Source organism: Janthinobacterium sp. GMG1 (assembly GCF_034427795.1).
In the GTDB taxonomy this organism is placed as follows: Bacteria; Pseudomonadota; Gammaproteobacteria; order Burkholderiales; family Burkholderiaceae_D; genus Janthinobacterium.
Genome location: NZ_JAXQNT010000001.1, coordinates 186,604 through 204,788, shown reverse-complemented (window position 1 = coordinate 204,788; position 18,185 = coordinate 186,604). Strand labels below are relative to the sequence as shown.

At 61.6% G+C, this 18,185-nt stretch carries 19 protein-coding genes; 10 read left to right on the top strand and 9 right to left on the bottom strand.

What is annotated here, in order from left to right; all coding sequences use genetic code 11:
* Positions 1-3: 3 nt before the first annotated feature.
* Positions 4-909: a LysR substrate-binding domain-containing protein gene (locus tag SJI03_RS00985; protein ID WP_322425961.1), complete on the bottom strand. Its 906-nt coding sequence runs from the start codon at positions 907-909 to the stop codon at positions 4-6.
* A gap of 92 nt (positions 910-1,001) precedes the next feature.
* Between SJI03_RS00985 and SJI03_RS00980 the strand changes: the two genes are divergently transcribed.
* Positions 1,002-1,469, top strand: a complete 468-nt coding sequence (locus SJI03_RS00980; protein WP_099376338.1) for a DMT family transporter — start codon at positions 1,002-1,004, stop codon at positions 1,467-1,469.
* A gap of 69 nt (positions 1,470-1,538) precedes the next feature.
* Here the strand turns inward: SJI03_RS00980 and SJI03_RS00975 are convergent, their stop codons facing one another.
* The 4 genes from SJI03_RS00975 to SJI03_RS00960 form a co-directional block, all read right to left on the bottom strand.
* Entirely contained in the window at positions 1,539-2,879 is a 1,341-nt protein-coding gene (locus SJI03_RS00975; RefSeq protein ID WP_099376337.1) for a TolC family outer membrane protein, read from the bottom strand.
* A 141-nt stretch (positions 2,880-3,020) separates the two neighbouring features.
* A complete protein-coding gene (locus SJI03_RS00970; protein WP_035822603.1) occupies positions 3,021-3,344 on the bottom strand; it encodes a rhodanese-like domain-containing protein in 324 nt (107 codons plus the stop codon).
* Positions 3,345-3,357: 13 nt separating this feature from the next.
* Positions 3,358-4,008, bottom strand: a complete 651-nt coding sequence (locus SJI03_RS00965; RefSeq protein ID WP_034788761.1) for a protein-L-isoaspartate O-methyltransferase family protein — start codon at positions 4,006-4,008, stop codon at positions 3,358-3,360.
* Positions 4,009-4,176: 168 nt separating this feature from the next.
* Positions 4,177-4,827 (bottom strand): TetR/AcrR family transcriptional regulator, encoded by a 651-nt coding sequence (locus tag SJI03_RS00960; protein ID WP_034788763.1) that lies wholly within the window; start codon positions 4,825-4,827, stop codon positions 4,177-4,179.
* Positions 4,828-5,179: 352 nt separating this feature from the next.
* On the opposite strand from SJI03_RS00960, the gene SJI03_RS00955 reads away from it, so the two are divergent.
* The 9 genes from SJI03_RS00955 (at position 5,180) to SJI03_RS00915 (ending at position 14,232) form a co-directional block, all read left to right on the top strand.
* Entirely contained in the window at positions 5,180-6,049 is an 870-nt protein-coding gene (locus SJI03_RS00955) for a head GIN domain-containing protein (RefSeq protein ID WP_322425960.1), read from the top strand.
* 70 nt (positions 6,050-6,119) lie between these two features.
* The gene (locus tag SJI03_RS00950) at positions 6,120-6,392 is read left to right on the top strand and encodes a YkgJ family cysteine cluster protein (RefSeq protein ID WP_322425959.1); all 273 of its coding nucleotides are present in this window, start codon (positions 6,120-6,122) and stop codon (positions 6,390-6,392) included.
* A 69-nt stretch (positions 6,393-6,461) separates the two neighbouring features.
* Positions 6,462-7,253 (top strand): DeoR/GlpR family DNA-binding transcription regulator, encoded by a 792-nt coding sequence (locus SJI03_RS00945; RefSeq protein WP_322425958.1) that lies wholly within the window; start codon positions 6,462-6,464, stop codon positions 7,251-7,253.
* A 33-nt stretch (positions 7,254-7,286) separates the two neighbouring features.
* Positions 7,287-8,435, top strand: coding sequence for an MFS transporter (locus SJI03_RS00940; RefSeq protein ID WP_322425957.1), 1,149 nt, complete (start codon positions 7,287-7,289; stop codon positions 8,433-8,435).
* Positions 8,436-8,603: 168 nt separating this feature from the next.
* Entirely contained in the window at positions 8,604-9,449 is an 846-nt protein-coding gene (locus SJI03_RS00935; RefSeq protein ID WP_086137850.1) for an undecaprenyl-diphosphate phosphatase, read from the top strand.
* Between the two features lie 6 nt (positions 9,450-9,455).
* Positions 9,456-11,279, top strand: a complete 1,824-nt coding sequence (gene recQ / locus SJI03_RS00930; protein ID WP_322425956.1) for a DNA helicase RecQ — start codon at positions 9,456-9,458, stop codon at positions 11,277-11,279.
* Positions 11,279-11,773, top strand: coding sequence for a hypothetical protein (locus tag SJI03_RS00925; RefSeq protein ID WP_322425955.1), 495 nt, complete (start codon positions 11,279-11,281; stop codon positions 11,771-11,773). The genes recQ and SJI03_RS00925 overlap by 1 nt, the downstream gene beginning before the upstream one ends.
* A 44-nt stretch (positions 11,774-11,817) precedes the next feature.
* Positions 11,818-12,798, top strand: a complete 981-nt coding sequence (locus tag SJI03_RS00920) for a LysR family transcriptional regulator (RefSeq protein WP_322425954.1) — start codon at positions 11,818-11,820, stop codon at positions 12,796-12,798.
* A gap of 147 nt (positions 12,799-12,945) precedes the next feature.
* Positions 12,946-14,232, top strand: a complete 1,287-nt coding sequence (locus tag SJI03_RS00915; RefSeq protein ID WP_035822630.1) for a Glu/Leu/Phe/Val family dehydrogenase — start codon at positions 12,946-12,948, stop codon at positions 14,230-14,232.
* Positions 14,233-14,375: 143 nt separating this feature from the next.
* On the opposite strand, the gene galE is transcribed toward SJI03_RS00915, so the two are convergent.
* The 4 genes from galE to SJI03_RS00895 form a co-directional block, all read right to left on the bottom strand.
* Entirely contained in the window at positions 14,376-15,395 is a 1,020-nt protein-coding gene (gene galE / locus SJI03_RS00910) for a UDP-glucose 4-epimerase GalE (RefSeq protein ID WP_322425953.1), read from the bottom strand.
* 149 nt (positions 15,396-15,544) lie between these two features.
* Positions 15,545-16,225 (bottom strand): tRNA (guanosine(46)-N7)-methyltransferase TrmB, encoded by a 681-nt coding sequence (gene trmB, locus SJI03_RS00905; protein ID WP_225242755.1) that lies wholly within the window; start codon positions 16,223-16,225, stop codon positions 15,545-15,547.
* 707 nt (positions 16,226-16,932) lie between these two features.
* A complete protein-coding gene (locus SJI03_RS00900; protein ID WP_322425952.1) occupies positions 16,933-17,244 on the bottom strand; it encodes a hypothetical protein in 312 nt (103 codons plus the stop codon).
* Between the two features lie 189 nt (positions 17,245-17,433).
* The gene (locus SJI03_RS00895; RefSeq protein ID WP_322425951.1) at positions 17,434-18,171 is read right to left on the bottom strand and encodes an HNH endonuclease signature motif containing protein; all 738 of its coding nucleotides are present in this window, start codon (positions 18,169-18,171) and stop codon (positions 17,434-17,436) included.
* Positions 18,172-18,185 lie beyond the last annotated feature (14 nt).

The following is an 18,185-nucleotide window of genomic DNA, read 5'->3' as shown; positions in this document are numbered from 1 at the left end:
ACCTCAGCCTGGTTCGGCGGCCTGTGCAATGGCCGCGCGCAGCCAGGCAATCCCCGCATCGCCGTCCGTGCGGCGATGCCGTATCGCTTCAAACGCAAACGGCGCGATGGCAAACGGCGCAGCGTACTGCGCCAGCCCCTGCGCGGCACTGCCCTGCAAGGCGCGCCGCGCCACCGTCAGGATCAAGTCCGTCCCCCTAACGACATCCGGTGCCACCGTCCAGTACGGCACACGCACGGCGATGCGGCGCGCCTGGCCCAGCTGGGCCAGAGCCGCATCGACTTCGGCCGCCATGCCGCCCTCGCTGGACGCCACCAGCACATGGGGGCGCGCCAGATAGGTTTCCAGGCTCAACGTTTCACCGGACGCCAGGCTGGCCGGGTCGAGCGCACACACGAACGTTTCCTCGAATAAGGTTTCCCTATGTAACTGCTCGGGCAATTGCGGGAACACGCCCAGCGCCAGGTCGATCTCGCCATCCTGCACGCCAGCGATCACGGCCGGGCGGCTGGCATAGCTGATGGCCAGGTCGATGCCGGGCGCTTCCACGCGCAAGCGGCGCAACAAACGGGGCAAGATCAGCGCCGCGCCGTAATCCGACATGGCCAGGCGAAACACGCGCTGCGCCGTGGCCGCCTCGAAGACGGCGCCGCCCAGCACGGAACGCACGCTTTGCAGCGCTTCGGCCAGCGGCCGTGCCAGCTCCAGGGCGCGCGCCGTCGGCTGGAAACCGCCCTTGCCGCGCAGCAGCAGCGGATCGTCGAGCAGATGGCGCAAGCGGGCCAGCGCATGGCTGACGGCAGGCTGGCTCATATGCAAGCGCTCCGCCGCGCGCGACAAATGGCGCTCGCTGAGCAGCGCTTCCAGGATCACCAGCAAGTTCAAATCGACAGCGCGCAGATTATTCATTTGGTGCATAGTTGGATGACAAACTACGAATTGGATTTAATCATGACAGCATAATACGATGATTCCATCAACTCAAAGTGATGGAGTCACACATGCATGGATGGATCACCGTATTTGCCCCGCTGGCCATGCTGGCCGGCGCCGTCGTCCCCTTCCAGGCGGGCGCGAATGCCGCGCTGGGCCGCAATCTGGGCCACCCGCTGTGGGCCACGCTCGCCTCGCTGGCCGTCAGCGCCGTGCTCGCCTCACTGGTGATGCTGGTCTGGCGGGTACCGGCGCCCGATGTCGGTCTCGCCATGCGGGGACCGGGCTGGTCCTGGCTGGGTGGCGCGGCCGGCGTGTTTTACATTACGGCCGCGCTGATGCTGGCGCCGCGCATGGGTTCCGGCCCCTTCATGGCGGCCGTCATCGGCGGGCAAATGCTGGCCGCGCTGGCCATCGACCGCTACGGCTTGCTGGGCTTTGCCGTCAAACATATTTCTCCGCTGCATTGGGCCGGTGCGGGACTGGTGGTGGCGGGCGTGATTCTGACGCAATTGGCCAATACACGCACCGTGTGAAAACACGTCAAGACGAAAAAAAACCAGCGCCGTTGCCGGGGCTGGTTTTCATTCAGGGCAAGACCGCGCTTACTTGTCGAGCAAGGCGTTGACGGGCATCAAATCCGTTTCCTTCAGGGTGCCAGCGGCCGCCTTCAGGCGCAAGCCGTTCATGATGGTGTCGTAGCGGGCTTTCGACAAGTCTTTTTGCGTCGAGAACAATTGTTTCTGCGCATTCAAGACGTCGATATTGATGCGTACGCCCACTTGATAGCCGAGCTGGTTCGACTCCAGTGCCGACTTGCTCGACACTTCCGCCGCTTCCAGCGCCTTGACTTGCGCCAGCCCGCTGTTGACGCCGAGGAAAGCCTGGCGCGCGCCTTGCGAGGCCGTGCGGCGTGCCGTTTCCAGGTCATTGCGGGCCTTGTTTTCCAGCGCGATCGATTCGCGCACCTTGCTGGTGACGGCAAAGCCGCTGAAGATCGGGATGCTCCACTGCACGCCGATGGCATTGTTGTTATTGCCGTTGCCGTTGCCGCCACCCGAGGAATAGGTATGGCCCGTGTTGGCGATCAGGTCCAGGGTCGGGTAGTGGCCGGCGCGGTTGCGGCCGATGTCGCGCTTGGCCGATTCCACATTGAACTGGGCCGTGACGACGCTGTAATTCTGCTCTTCGGCCGATGACACCCACGGCTCGACGGCGGCCGGTTCCGGCGCGCTGATGACGACGCCCGCGCGCATCGGCGCCAGGGTGGTCGGCGCTTCGCCGATGATGGTTTGCAAGGCGCTGCGCTTGTTGGCCAGGTCATTGATGGCGGCAAATTCCTGCGCCACCACCAGATCGTAGGCCGCCTGCGCTTCGTGCGTGTCGGTAATCGTTTGCGTGCCGACTTCGAAGTTGCGCTTGGCCGATGCCAGCTGCTCCGTCGTGGCGACCTTTTGCGCCTGCGTGGCGCCCAGGTTGTCCTGCGCGCTCAGCACGTCGAAATACGCCTGCGCCACGCGGGTGATCAGATCTTGCTGGACTTGTGCAAATTGCGCTTCCGCAATCGCTTGCGCCAGCTTGCTTTGCTGATAGGTTTCCCAACGGTCCCAGCGGAACAGCGGCTGCGTCAGGGTCAGGTTGTAGCTATTCGTACGCATGTTCACGGACGGCGAGGTGATCTTGTTGCCGCCATTGTTCTGGACGATCTGCTCGGTATTGCCGCGCGTGTTCGTTCCCGACGCGGCAACTTGCGGCAGCAAGCCGGCCAGCCCCTGCGGAACCCGCTCCATCCCGGCCGACAGGGCCGCACGCGCGCTGGCATACTGCGCGTCATTGGCCAGCGCCTGCTGGTACACCTGGATGAGATCGGCCGCCTGCGCTTGCAGCGAGTATGTCATCGAGACAAAGGCGCTGGTCATCAGCACGGCGATAAGGGGTTTCCGCATTGCATTTCTCCGTTGGAGTCGTCAAAAGTTGATGGAATCAAAAATCTGCTACCGCTTGCCCTGCGCCCGCCGGGTGAGCGGGGTACAGGCCTCCGCAGGCATGCAGGAAAACATGCCTGGGTGCATCTACTGCAAAATAACTTAGTATGTAGGCATTGCGCTGTCGACTTGCAGCGCCCAGGCATGCACGCCGCCCGTCAAATTACTGATCTTGCCAAAACCATTGCGCTCCAGGAAGGCCGCCACTTGCATGCTGCGCATGCCGTGATGGCAAATGCAAACGATCTCGGCGTCTTCATCGAGGTCATCGATGCGCGCAGGAATCGAATTCATCTGCATCAGGGTGGCCCCGTCGAGGTGGCACAGGTCGAACTCCCACTGTTCCCGCACATCCAGCAACAGCGGACGCGGGCGGGAAGGGTCAGCCAGCCAGGCGGCCAGCTGCGGTGCACTCAAATGCTCCATCGAATCGGTCGCCTCAGAACTGGAAATGCGACGGTGCCACGGCTTGCAGCGGCGTGACATTGGTTTCAAACAGCTTGCGCGTGTCGTAAGCCTTGTCCGAGCTGCGCGTGATCAAATGCGCCGACATGATCGGCGCTTCGCCGATGATGGCCAGGATGCGGCCGCCGACTTTCACTTGTTGCAACAGTGCTTCCGGCAACACGGCCAGGGCGCCGGACACGACGATCACGTCGTACGGTGCGCCCTTGCTCCAGCCTTGCGCGCCGTCGCCCAGTTCCACGGTGACGTTCGTCACGCCGTTGGCGGCCAGGGTCTGCTCGGCCAGGGTTTTCAATTGGGGAACGATTTCCACGCTCGTCACATGACGTGCCTTGTGCGCCAGCAAAGCGGCCATGTAGCCGCTGCCGGTGCCGATTTCCAGCACATTTTCATGCTTTTTGACGGCTACGTCTTGCAAAATGCGCGCTTCCAGCTTCGGCGTCAACATGCATTCGCCGCCGCCCAGTGGAATTTCGGTATCGACGAAGGCCAGGTTTTTATAGGCGGCCGGCACGAAATCTTCACGCTTGACCACGTTCAACAGCTCCAATACGTCGATATCCAGTACGTCCCATGGACGGATCTGCTGTTCGATCATATTGAAGCGGGCTTGTTCGATATTCATCTTTGGACTCGGTAAGTGAAGTAATAATCCGCCATTTTATCGTTGAACTGGCTGAAAGCACATGTTAACCATAAAGGCGGGGAATGGAGGAAATTTGCGACGATCTGCAGATTTGGGGGGGCGAACCTTGGAAAGGGGCAACTGAACGGTAGAGGCAAGCTCCGCATGTCAACTTTTCCCGGGCGCCTCCACCTGCAGACTGCGCAAACTCATGTCGATAAAGGCATCCATGTAGGCGATCGGATCGATGTTCTTGACCTCGCACGGCAGGAAGGAGTGCGTCCACATCATCAGCATGGTGACGGGCGCGCTGAGGATGGTGCTGACCAGCACGGGATCGACCTGGCGGAATTCGCCGCGCTGCATGCCCCGCTCGAGCAGGCTGACGATCAACCCATTGCCGCGCGTGACGACTTCTTCGTTGTAAAACTGCGCCAGTTCCGGGAAATTGTTCGCTTCGGCCAGCATCAGCTTGGTCAAACCGGCCAGCTTGGTAGCGCCGAACTCTTCCCACCATTGCATCATCACCTTGCGCAACAACTCGGCGCTGCTGCTGTCCGAGGCGGCCATGCTGTCTTCCGCCTCGCCGATCGACTGCACGATATTGTCGCGCACCACGGCCTTGAACAGCTCTTGCTTGTTCTCAAAGTACAGGTACAGCGTGCCTTTCGACACGCCGGCCCGCTTGGCCACATCCTCCAGGCGCGTCGATGCGAAGCCCCGTTCGACAAACAGGTCGAGGGCGGCGGCGAGCAATTCCTGCGGGCGGGCATCCTTGCGCCGCTCCCAGCGGGGCTTGGTATCAATCGGGGCTTGCATGTGTCTTTCCAAGTAACTTACTTTTGAGTCATTAATGGTAGACCGGTCTGCCGTCAAGGTCAAGCGCGGGGCATCGCCCGGCATCCCGAACACAGGCATTGTACCCTCCGTGCCGGCGTTGGCGGCACCGCCCTCTGGCACCGGACCTGTGGCGCCGGGTGAACCAGAATGCGTTTCAGGCCCCGTTTTGCGCAGTTCATCGCATTTCCACTCAGCAAGCGTGTCGGATTTGCTACCTTGCTATCGACAGCACGGCAGCCGCAGCGCGGCAGCCGGCTTTTTTCTTGTCCTGAACTAAGCAAGTACGCATAAATTCTTGGTACTTACTTAAAACAATCATAAAGGAAACACCATGCGTACCTTGCTGGCCCTGTGCTGTGCCGTTGCTCTTGGCGGTTGCGCCATCGTCATCAACCCCAACGATGGCGAAGTGCGCTATGCCGATTCAAGCGGCAATGCCATCCAGGGCAACGGACAGGTGAGCCGCGACGTGCGCCAGGTCAGCAACATCAGCGCGCTCGACATCGACAACATGAAGCGCATCGACATCAAGATCGACGTGCGCGTCGGCCCGACGGCATCGCTGGTGATCGAAGCGGACAGCAATCTGCAGCCGCAGATCCACAGCGACGTGAGCGGCAATACCCTGCGCCTCTGGAGCGATACGAACATTCGCAGCAGCAATGGCATCCACGTCATCTATACGACGCCGCAATTGAAGAAAATCAATATCTCCGGCTCGGGCCGCCTGGTGGTCAGCGGCCTCAATGGCGACGATTTCAGCCTGGAGCAGCGCGGATCGATGAAGAGCGAACTGTCAGGCACGGTGGGACGCTTCGACGTGGCCAACAATGGCTCGGGCAGCATCAATGCGGCGGCCCTCTCCAGCGGCAACACGGACGCGGTGCAGAACGGTTCAGGCAACATCCAGTTGGGCAGCGTGCGCGGCGAGCGCATCAACGTGGCCGTCAACGGCTCGGGCAGCATCAGCGCCAACGGCGTTGTGCAGCGCCTCGACGCCAACGTGAATGGCTCGGGCGATGTCAACCTGGCGGCCCTGCGCAGCGATGTTGCCTATCTGGCGAGCAACGGTTCCGGTGACATCGACGTCACCGTCGAGAATGAAGTCAACGCCCGCGCCAGCGGTTCCGGCCGCATCACCGTGCATGGCGACCCGGCCCGCCGCACTTTGTCGGGCAGGCGCGTCAGCATCGTGCGCTAAACGCGCCCTGGCGACGCATGGGAGCCGGCTTGCTATACTGTCGGCTCCTCACCTGTTCGCCTGAAATCCCATGTCACCATCTGCCACCCTGGCATGCCGTCCCTCGTGCGGCGCCTGCTGCACCGCACCGTCCATCACCAGCCCGATTCCCGGCATGCCGGAGGGAAAACCGGCGGGCGTGCGCTGCGTGCAGCTGGCCGATGACAACCGTTGCAATATCTTTGGCCAGCCGGCACGGCCCGCGTTTTGCGGCGGCTTGCAGCCATCGGCAGAGATGTGCGGCGACAGCCGCGAACACGCGGTGCACTGGCTGGCCGAGCTGGAACGGCTGACGGCGCCCTGAACGGCGCGATGACGGCTGACAGATAACTGTTGACCGAATTTGCACGTTTGCGTATATTTATGCACATTCATGCACGTTTATAAGCTCACCATGTCCGCCACCCTGCTCCTCAAACAACGCCACGCGCTGATCCAGCAACAATTGCATGCCGATGGACGCGTACTGGCGCTGGACCTGGCACGCCAGCTTGATGTTTCCGAAGATACGATACGGCGCGATTTGCGCGAAATGGCCGCTGCCGGCCTGTGCCAGCGCGTGTATGGCGGTGCCCTGCCGCTGGCGCCGGACGGCGGCACCTTGAGCCAGCGCAAACAGGAGGCGCCGGAACGCAAGGCGCGCCTGGCGCAGGCGGCCGCGTCCCTCGTGCGCGCGGGCCAGGTGCTGTTTCTCGATGCGGGTTCGACCAACCTGGCCATCGCCAGCGCACTGCCAGAGTTAGCGCTCACTGTCATCACCAATGCGCCGGCCATTGCCATGACCCTGATGGAACGTCCGGAAATCGAACTGATCATGGCTGGCGGCCGGGTCGACCGCCGCGCCGGCGCCAGCCTGGGGCCGCAGGCGCTGCGCACCGTCGAGCGCATGCATCCCGACCTGTGTTTCCTCGGCGCTTGCGGCGCCGATGCGGACGCGGGCGTGACGGCGTTCAACTACGATGAAGCCGAGTTCAAGCGCAGCATTGCCGGCGCCAGCAAGGCGGTGGTGGTGGCCGTCACCAGCGACAAGCTGGGCACGGCCGCACCGTTCGGCGTGCTGGCCACGGGCTTGCTGCAGCACCTGGTGCTGGAAGCCGATGCCGACCCTGTCCACATCGCCGCCTTTGAACGGCTGGGCGTGCAAGTGTTGCGCGCCCGCGCCTGATTTTATCCACCCCGACTCTTGAAAAGCTCCCCCATGCATCTCACCGGCACCCTGCAACAACGCGCCACGCGCCTGGTCTTCTTCGCTGCCGGCCTCGGCATGGCCGCCTGGGCACCTCTGGTCCCCTACGCCAAGTCGCGCCTGGGCCTCGATGAAGCGACTCTCGGCATTTTGCTGCTGTGCCTGGGCGCCGGCTCGCTGTGCGCGATGCCGTTTACGGGCATGCTCACGGCACGCTTCGGCTGCCGCAAGGTCATTGCCGGCGCCGGCCTGCTGCTGACCGCCATCCTGCCCGGCCTGGCGCTGGCCGCCACGCCGCTGCAACTGGGCCTGGTGCTGCTGGTGTTCGGCGCGGCCATGGGCACCTTCGACGTGGCCATCAATATCCAGGCCGTGATCATCGAAAAAGCCAACGGCGGCGCCATGATGTCGGGCTTTCATGCGCTGTTCAGCGTGGGCGGCTTCGCCGGCGCGGCCTGCATGGCCCTGCTGCTGTGGCTGGGCCTGACGCCGGCCTGGTCCTGCGTGGTGGTGATGCTGCTGCTGTGCGGCGTGCTGGGCGCAGCGCAAGGCCATCTGCTGCCGACGGCCTCCGCCTCCGGCGAAAAGACACCGCTGTTCGTCATGCCGCACGGCGCCGTCATTTTCATTGGCCTGTTGTGCTTTATCGTCTTCCTGGCTGAAGGCGCCATCCTCGACTGGAGCGCCCTGTTCCTCACCACCACGCGCGGCGTGGAAGAAGCCAAGGGCGGCCTCGGCTACGCCGCCTTCGCCATCGCGATGACGGTGGGCCGTTTTACGGGTGACAAGGTGGTCAGCCGCTTTGGCGGCAAGCGTGTGCTTACTTTCGGCGGCTTGTGCGCCGCCGCAGGCTTCTTCCTGGCCGTCCTGGCGCCGCACGCCAGCCTGGCCATGCTCGGCTTCGTGCTGATCGGCCTGGGCGCGGCGAACATCGTGCCCATCCTGTTCACGGCGGCGGGCAACCAGCATGCCATGCCAGCCAGCCTGGCGGTGGCGGCCATCACCACCATCGGCTACGCGGGCATCCTGGCGGGCCCGGCCGTGATAGGTTTCGTGGCCCACGCCACCAGCCTGAATATCGCTTTCGCCATGCTGGGCGCCGCCTTGCTACTGGTGGCGGCCAGCGCGCGCCTGGTGACGCCAGCAAAACAGGCTTCCTGAAGCCTCCCCTCGCCTGGCGGCCAGCGGCAAAAAACCGCTGTCCGCCAGCGCCCAAATCGGCTAGCCGGGCCTGCGGCATGGTAAGCTTCGACCCCGCGCACATTGCTGGCGCCACGCGGTCACCCCATCCTGTCACTTATACCCGTACTTATACCCTTTTATACATCTATGGATCTCATTCTTGCGTTAAAAGCCATCATCATGGGGCTGGTCGAAGGTTTTACCGAATTCTTGCCGATTTCTTCCACGGGTCACCTGATCCTGGCCGGCAGCCTGCTCGACTTTACCAAGGATGTCTCGAAAGAGGTCATGGATGTCTTCGAGATCGCCATCCAGGCCGGCGCCATCCTGGCCGTGTGCTGGGAATACCGCCAGCGCATCGGCAGCGTGCTGACCACCTTCGGCAGCGAAGCCAAATCGCGCAAATTCGTGCTGAACGTGGCCATCGCCTTCCTGCCCCTGGCCATCATCGGCCTGGCCATCGGCAAGATGATCAAGCATGCGCTGTTCAAGCCGGTACCGGTGGCCATGGCCTTCATCATCGGCGGCATCGTGATTTTGCTGGTGGAACGCCGCGCGCGCACCAATCCCGTCACCGTGCGCGTCAACTCGGTCGATGAAATGACGCCGTTCGACGCCCTGAAAGTGGGCTGCGCGCAGGCGTTCGCGCTGATCCCCGGCACCAGCCGCTCCGGCTCGACCATCATCGGCGGCATGCTGCTGGGCCTGTCGCGCAAGACGGCCACCGAATTCTCGTTCTTCCTGGCCATCCCGACCCTGCTGGCGGCCACCTTCTACTCGCTGTACAAAGCGCGCGACATCCTGTCGGCCACCGACGTGCCCCTGTTCGGCCTGGGCACCGTGGCCGCCTTCATCTCCGCCTTCCTGTGCGTGCGCTGGCTGCTGCGCTATATCAGCTCGCACGACTTCACGTTTTTTGCCTGGTACCGCATTGTGTTCGGCTTGCTGGTGTTGGCCAGCGCCCACTACGGCTGGGTTGTTTGGGCAGAATAAGGCACTATGAATCAAGATCTTAACCAGCGCGCGCTGCACCTGCTGCAAACCGTCTTCGGCTACCCGGCCTTCCGCGGCCAGCAAGCCGACATCGTCGACCACGTCAGCCACGGCGGCGACGCGCTGGTGCTGATGCCCACGGGCGGCGGCAAGTCGCTGTGCTACCAGATTCCCGCGCTGCTGCGCGATGGCGTCGGCGTCGTCGTCTCGCCATTGATCGCGCTGATGCAGGACCAGGTGGACGCGCTGGAGGAAGTCGGCGTGCGCGCCGCCTTCCTCAATTCCACGCAAACCTACGAAGAAGCGAGCCGCATCGAACGCCTGGTGCGCACGGGCGGCATCGACGTCGTCTACGTGGCGCCAGAGCGCCTGATGACGCAGCGTTGCCTGGACCTGTTCCAGGCCTCGAAGATCTCCCTGTTCGCCATCGACGAGGCGCACTGCGTGGCCCAATGGGGTCACGACTTCCGTCCCGAATACATCAAGCTGTCGGTGCTGCACGAGCAGTTTCCCGACGTGCCACGCATCGCGCTCACGGCCACGGCCGACCCGCAGACACGCGCCGAAATCGCCCTGCGTCTGCAGCTGGAAGACGCGCGCCAGTTCGTCTCGTCCTTCGACCGCCCGAACATCCGCTACCAGATCGTGGAAAAGGCAAATGGCCGCAAGCAGCTGCTCGACTTCATCAACACGGAACACACGGGCGACTGCGGCATCGTGTACTGCCTGTCGCGCAAAAAGGTCGAAGAGACGGCGGAATTTCTGAACCAGAGCGGCATCCGCGCCCTGCCGTATCACGCCGGCATGGAGTACGCCAAGCGCAGCGCCAACCAGGCGCGCTTCCTGCGCGAAGAAAACATCGTCATGGTCGCCACCATCGCCTTCGGCATGGGTATCGACAAGCCCGACGTGCGCTTCGTCGCCCACCTGGATCTGCCGAAAAGCATCGAGGGCTATTACCAGGAAACGGGGCGCGCGGGCCGCGACGGCATGGCCGCCAACGCCTGGATGGCCTACGGCTTGCAGGACGTGGTGCTGCAGCGGCGCATGATCGATGAATCGGAAGCGGACGACACCTTCAAGCGCGTGCTGAGCGTGAAACTCGACGCCATGCTGGGCCTGTGCGAAACGCTCAGCTGCCGCCGCATGCGATTGCTCGAATACTTCGGCGAACCGGCTTCGCCGTGCGGCAATTGCGACACCTGTCTGGTGCCGCCTGTATCGTTCGACGGCACGGTGCCCGTGCAAAAACTGCTGTCGGCCATCTACCGCGTCGACCAGCGCTTTGCCGGCGGTCACGTGATCGACGTGCTGCGCGGCGTGGAATCGGAACGCATCAAGACCTGGCACCACGATTCCCTGTCCGTCTTCGGCATCGGCTCGGACCTGGGCGAGGCGGAATGGAAAGCTATCCTGCGCCAGGCCATCGCCCTGGGCCTCGTCTCGGTCGACCATGAACAATACAGCTCGCTGAAACTGACGGACGCCTCGCGCCCCGTGCTCAAGGGCGGCCAGAAAGTGCAGCTGCGCCAGTACCAGAAACCGGTGAAAACCAGCAAGCGCAGCACCAGCGTGGCGAAGGGCTATGTCGAGACGGATCTGTCCATCAGCGAGCAGGCGATCTTCGACAAGCTGCGCTGGTGGCGCGTCGAGACGGCGCGCACGCACAACGTGCCGGCGTACGTGATTTTTGTCGACGCCACCCTGCGCGAAATCGCCAAGGCCAAACCTACCTCGCTGGAGCAGATGCGCGGCGTGAGCGGCGTGGGCGAGAAAAAACTGGCCTCGTACGGCGACGAAATCGTCGCCATGATCCTGGAGATGATTTGATGGAAGATTTGATGGAAGCACTCTCGTCCGACCTGATTTATCAGGCCGTGAAAATCCTCGGCGCCCAGCCTGACGCCGAAGATGCGGTGGAAGCGCAAATACGCGCCCTGGTGCAGGACGACCTCACCGTGCGCCGCCTGGCCGACGTGGTGCCGGAAGCCTTCGGCCTGGTGCTGGCGTCGCACCTTCCCGGCGCCGAAAACATGACCCTGCCCGATACCTTCTGCGCGCAGGACGACGACGGCGAATGGGTGGAGTTTCCCCTGCGCCGCGAGCCGATCTTTGTCGTCGCCGCGGACATCGCCCAGCATACCTTCCACAACGGTCCCCGCGCGCTGATACAAAACCTGGCCAACCGCAGCTCCCTGCTGGCGGCCATCAACAAGGGCTTGAATGCGGGCGGCTCGCTCGATGGCACGACCCTGGGCCCGCCGTCCTTCTTCGGCCTGCCCGCTGCGCTGTACCAGCCGGCGGCATCGCCCGAGACACCCTGACCACTTCACCTTGCCCCTGCCCTTGATAACGGAACGCTGCCGCGATGGAAACCAAATGGCTGGAAGACTTCATCTCGCTCGCTGAAACGCATAATTTCAGCCGTTCCGCGGCCCTGCGCCACGTCACCCAGCCGGCCTTCTCGCGGCGCATCCAGTCGCTGGAAAACTGGCTCGGCATCGACCTGGTCGACCGCACCTCATACCCCACGCGCTTGACGCCAGCCGGCGCCGTGTTCTACGAGCAGGCACTGGAAATGCTGGGGCAGATCAATGGCGTGCGCGCCCTGTTGCGCGGCAAGCGCGCGGCCACGCAAACAAGCGTCGATTTCGCCGTGCCGCATACCCTGTCGCTGACCTTCATGCCGAAATGGCTGACGGCGCTGGAAGAAGGTTTTGCGCCGATCAACAGCCGTTTGATGGCCCTGAACGTGCACGACGCCGTGCTGCAGCTGGTCGATGGCGGCTGCGACCTGCTGCTGTGCTATCACCATCCACGCCAGCCGGTGCAGCTCGATCCGGGCCGCTACGACATGCTGGTGATGGGCCGCGAAACCCTGCGCGCGTATGCGCGCTGCGGCCAGGACAAGGTGCCCGACTTCGTCCTGCCCGGCAGCGCCAAGGAGCCGCTGCCCTTCCTCTCCTACACCAGCAATGCCTACCTGGGACGCATGGTGGAACTGCTGGTGGCCGACGCCAAGGCACCGCTGTTCCTGGAAACCTGCTATGAAACGGACATGGCCGAAGGCCTCAAAATGATGGCGCTGGAGGGACGCGGCATCGCCTTCCTGCCCGAATCAGCCGTCATGCGCGACGTCAAATACAAGCATCTGGCACGCGCCGACGGCGGTGCACCAGGTTGGGAAATCGAGCTGGAAATCCGCTTGTACCGCGAGCGCCCGTCCAGCCTGCGCCCTGGCAAGCAGATCGTCGAAAGCCTGTGGCAGTACCTGGTGCAGGCGCAGGAAAACGCCGCGCGCAGCGGAAAAAAACGCCGGCGCGCGGCTGTCACCACAAGTCCCTCCTGACCTCTAACTATGCAATAAATGCATAACCGGATGCGCACAAAGCATTGGCCGGGGCATGAGGCTATCGCCTACGATGCGGTTCCGCTGCGCGCAGCTGCATCTCGGCTGTGCCTCTAACGTATTCGTATTGTCAGGAGCTTATCAAGCATGACCAGCAAGCACGCACTTCCTTCCTACCTCAATCCTGAAGACCTGGGCCCATGGGGCGTCTACCTCGAGCAGATCGACCGCGTTACGCCGTACCTGGGCAACCTGTCGCGCTGGGTGGAAACGCTGAAGCGTCCAAAGCGCATCCTGACGGTCGACGTGCCTATCGAGCGCGATGACGGCACCATTGCCCACTACGAAGGCTACCGCGTGCAGCACAATCTGTCGCGCGGCCCGGGCAAGGGCGGCGTGCGCTTCCACCAGGACGTGACCTTGTCGGAAGTAATGGCCCTGTCAGCCTGGATGACGGTCAAGAATGCAGCCGTCAACGTGCCATACGGCGGCGCCAAGGGCGGTATCCGTGTCGATCCGAAAACCCTGTCGCGCAACGAACTGCAACGCCTGACCCGCCGCTACACGAGCGAGATCAGCATGATCATCGGACCGAACAAGGATATCCCGGCGCCGGACGTCAACACGAATGAACAAGTCATGGCGTGGATGATGGACAGCTACGCCATGATCGGCGGCAATATGTCGACCGGCGTGGTGACGGGTAAACCAATCTCGCTGGGCGGCAGCCTGGGCCGCCGCGATGCGACGGGCCGCGGCGTGTTCGTCGTCGGTTGCGATGCGGCCGCCAAGGTCGGCATGTCGCTCGAAGGCGCGAAAGTCATCGTGCAAGGTTTCGGCAACGTGGGCGGCGTCGCTGCCCGCATGTTCGCTGAAGCCGGCTCGAAAGTGGTCGCGGTACAAGACCACAAGACCACCGTCGTGCACGCCGGCGGCCTGAACATCCCGCAATTGCTGGCACACGTGGCCGAAGTGGGCAGCGTCGAAGGCTTCCCTGGCGCCGAGGCATTCGTGCCACGCGAAGATTTCTGGGGCATCGATTGCGACATCCTGATCCCGGCCGCGCTGGAACAGCAAATCACGGCTGAACGCGCACAAGTCATCCGCGCCAAGATCATCCTGGAAGGCGCCAATGGCCCGACCCTGCCGGCAGCGGACGACATCCTGACCGACCGCGGCGTGCTGATCGTGCCGGACGTTCTGGCCAATGCCGGCGGCGTGACCGTCAGCTACTTCGAGTGGGCGCAGAACTTCTCAAGCTTCTTCTGGACGGAAGAAGAAATCAACAGCCGCCTGACCCGCATCATGCGCGAAGCGTTCGATTCGGTATGGCAAGTGTCGCAAGAGAAGAAAGTGTCGATGCGTACCGCGACCTTCATCCTGGCATGCACCCGCGTGCTGCAGGCTCGCGAAGTGCGCGGCCTGTATCCATAATGGCTACCTGAGAAAATGCCTGGGGCGTTGTTGCTTCGCCTAGCCCCAGACATTTTTCAGGCGCCATTGGTTTGCTGGCGCCCTATAAAAAATCCCGCCACACTTGCATGTGAGCGGGATTTTTTATAGGTGCTCGCTTTGCGTCAAGCTGCGTAACCTTGCGGATTCTGGTGCTGCCAGCGCCAGTGGTCGCGGCACATGTCGTCGATGTTTTTCTGCGCTTGCCAGCCCAGCAATTGCTTCGCCTTGTCGGCCGAAGCGTAACAGCTGGCGATGTCGCCGGGGCGGCGCGGCACGATGTCATACGGCACCTTGCGGCCGCTGGCCGCTTCGAAGGCGCGTACGGTGTCGAGCACGCTGTAGCCGTGGCCCGTGCCCAGGTTGACGGTAAAGCCGCCCTCGGTGGCAAACAGGCGGTTCAGCGCGGCCACATGACCCAGCGCCAGGTCGACCACGTGGATGTAGTCGCGCACCCCCGTGCCATCCGGCGTAGCGTAGTCATCGCCAAAGACGGCCAGGCGTTCGCGGCGACCCACGGCCACCTGGGCGATGAAGGGCATCAGGTTGTTCGGGATGCCGGCCGGATCTTCGCCGATCAAGCCGCTGGCATGCGCGCCGACGGGATTAAAGTAGCGCAGCACGCCGACTTGCCATTGCGCATCGGCATGCACGAGATCGGCCAGTATCTGCTCGACCATCAGCTTCGACCGGCCATAGGGATTGGTCACGGACAGGCGCGACGATTCCAGGATCGGCAAGGCTTCCGGATCGCCATACACGGTGGCCGACGAGCTGAAGACAAAACGCTGCACCTTCGCCGCCGCCAGCACTTCCAGCAGCGCCACAGTGCCCGACACATTGTTGTCCATATACATCAGCGGCTGCGCCACGGATTCCCCCACCGCCTTCAATCCCGCGAAATGGATCACGGCATCGATGGCGTGCTCGCGCAAGACGGCGGCCATGGCCACGCGGTCGCGCACGTCCGCTTCGTAGAAGGGTACGCTTTTACCGGCAATGCGCTCCACGCGCGCCATCGCTTCGCGCGCGCTGTTGCACAAATTATCCACTGCGACCACATCAAAGCCGGCAGCGAGCAATTCCACACAGGTATGCGAACCGATGAAACCGGATGCGCCCGTCACGAGTATTTTCTTGGACATAATATCAACCAATGCAAAAAAGATAAGACTACCGTAATTCACCCGCCTTGCCTAGCCAGCGCACGCTAGCGCACGCATTAAAAAAGCCTGCGGCGTCGCCGCGGCAGGCTTGTTCTCGTGCAAACGGCACAGGTGGGCAAACCGCCAGGTTATTTCTTGATGAACACCAGATCCCACACGCCATGGCCCAGCTTCAAGCCACGGTTTTCAAACTTGGTCAGCGGACGATACGCCGGTTGCGGCGCGTAGCCCTCAGCGCTATTGCGCAGTTGCGGCTCGGCGCCCAGCACGTCCAGCATTTGCACCGCGTAATCTTCCCAATCGGTGGCGCAATGCAGATAGCCGCCCGGCGCCAGGCGATCGGTCAACTGCTTGACGAACGGCGACTGGATCAGGCGGCGCTTGTTATGGCGCGCCTTGTGCCATGGATCGGGGAAGAAAACGTGGATACCGGCCAGCGAATTGGCGGGAATCATGTGCGTCAGTACTTCCACCGCATCGTGCTGCAGCAGGCGCAGATTCGTCAGCGACTCTTCGCCGATCAGCTTCAACAGGCTGCCGACACCGGGCGTATGCACTTCGACGCCGATGAAATCCTTCTCCGGCATGGCCTTGGCGATATGCGCGGTCGTCGCGCCCATGCCAAAGCCGATTTCCAGGATCACGGGCGCCTTGCGGCCAAACACCTGCTCGAAATCCATCGATTCCTTGGCGAAAGGCAGCAGGAACTGCGGCCCCAGGGTCTCGAGCGCGCGCGCCTGCGCCACGGAAAGCCGTCCCGCGCGGGTCACGAAACTGCGGATGCGGTGTTCGGTCGGATCGTACATCATCGGCCGCGCCGGGCCGTTTGCTGGGGTATCAGAAGACATGGGAATGGAGAAATAAGTGGCCGCGCCGCATCAAGCCAGGCGCCAGCGAAAAATGGAGCGGGTGAAGGGAATCGAACCCTCGTCGTAAGCTTGGGAAGCTCGACAAGGAACTCAACAACCATGCGGGCTTGCGGCCCGTTTCTGCTCCGCAAAGGTGACATTATAGCAGCCGCAGAAGCGGCCATCCATGCGGTGTATTTTGCGCTTGTGGAGCAAACTATTCTGGCAAACGGTACGGACCCACGGACTGCATCGCTGATTTAACTGATAGTGCCGGACGCGCGCCGCAGTGAGCGCAGCGGTGTAATGCGAATAGTTAGTTTTCATGCGATTTTCACAGAGAATATGAAAACCGTACCTACACAACTACCTACACTCAGACATCGATACAAGATATCTTGCGTACCCGTCCCAAAACGCAATGGCACCACGCTGGAATATACATGGGTGCAATAGCAGCAGGGCGCCATCGATCAATACGCTGGCCAACTTTCGGCAATGCTCAAACGGAAGAAGCGTAATCGCGCAAGCAGCGACACACGCCAAAGAAAATCCATGGGCACCTAAAAGAATTGGGGTTCCAGGGATCTTACGACAGGGTTACAGCGTTCGCGAGGACATGGAGGGAGGGTCAGATCGACCGGATCAATTCCGCTCGCAAACCAACATTATTTACCCTTGGATTGGGAGTCTGCTTTTTCCCGTCCCAACAAGACACCGAGAGTAAACACAATACCGCCAGCAAACCACATTAAGGCGAAGATTGCAACTCGTCCCATCCAACCTATAAAGCCAGTCGCTACACCGTCAGCAGACAGCGCCATAAGCACGGCAAGTATGCCCGATGACACCGTTGCAAATTTGCTTGCGTTGCAGTCATTTAAGACTTTCATTTTAGTAAGCAGGAACCCCAAAACAAACCCTATAACACCAACGATGAGAAGCCAGCCAGCCCCGAACTCTTCGTATCCATCTCGCATATCCCCCCCCTGTGATCGTTTGCGCACCGAATTGATCCACTCCGTTTTCCCCTCCCGCCATTGTCTGGCGAACGCCGCGACGTGGACGCGAGGATCAGGTCCGCCATTCAGACACGGGCTGATGCGTTGGAGATCCTGGAAGCGGGCTCCCCATTATGCGACACCAGAAAGTAGTATCAGGCAAGCGTGCTACATCGTAGTGGCTGCCCCATGATGGAACCTTCGATGGCAGTTGGGACAAAGTGCAACAGTGTTCTCTATCGAATCATCACCACCGGCAGCTAGCCGCACCTTATGATGAACTTCCAGGTATGGTGTACCATCTTTGGCGCGCATGAAAGGCGCTTCAGCCAGACATGATTCGCATCGTCCACCAGCTCGTAGTAACCTTTCGGCGACAACATCCGGATTTCTGACAAAGACTGTTGACTGAACAACGATTGAAGTGGGTTTCCTTCCTGCATTTGCGAGACGTCGCAATCGATCTCTTGACGAACCACGCAAAGATCGTTCGACAGCAACGGCGAACTCACCTTCAACCTCAACAATAGTCTTGGGTCTTTGCATAAGCGCATCGAAATAATTAGCGACCTCTCGCATTAAGTGCATCCGGGTCTTGTAGTGATTTTCATAGTACGCTATATGACCTCGCAGAGCAGTAATGGCATTTACCTTACAATGCTCATCATTCTCTGCGAAAATCTGCTCCATGAAGTAACGCATCGCTGACGCACTCATAGCCCGATAAAACACCCTGCCTTCTAACAAGCACTTGTAGTCAACTATGAAATCATTTGCCGTGGTGTCGTTTAGGCCGTGTTCCGAAGAAAGAACTTTCCCTCCATAAGTCGCCTTCATATGACCATCAAACACTTTTTTTGCTACTTGGTAAGCTGCTGACACCTGTTCCTCCGTAATCTTCATCATTTCCCTCCCGATAT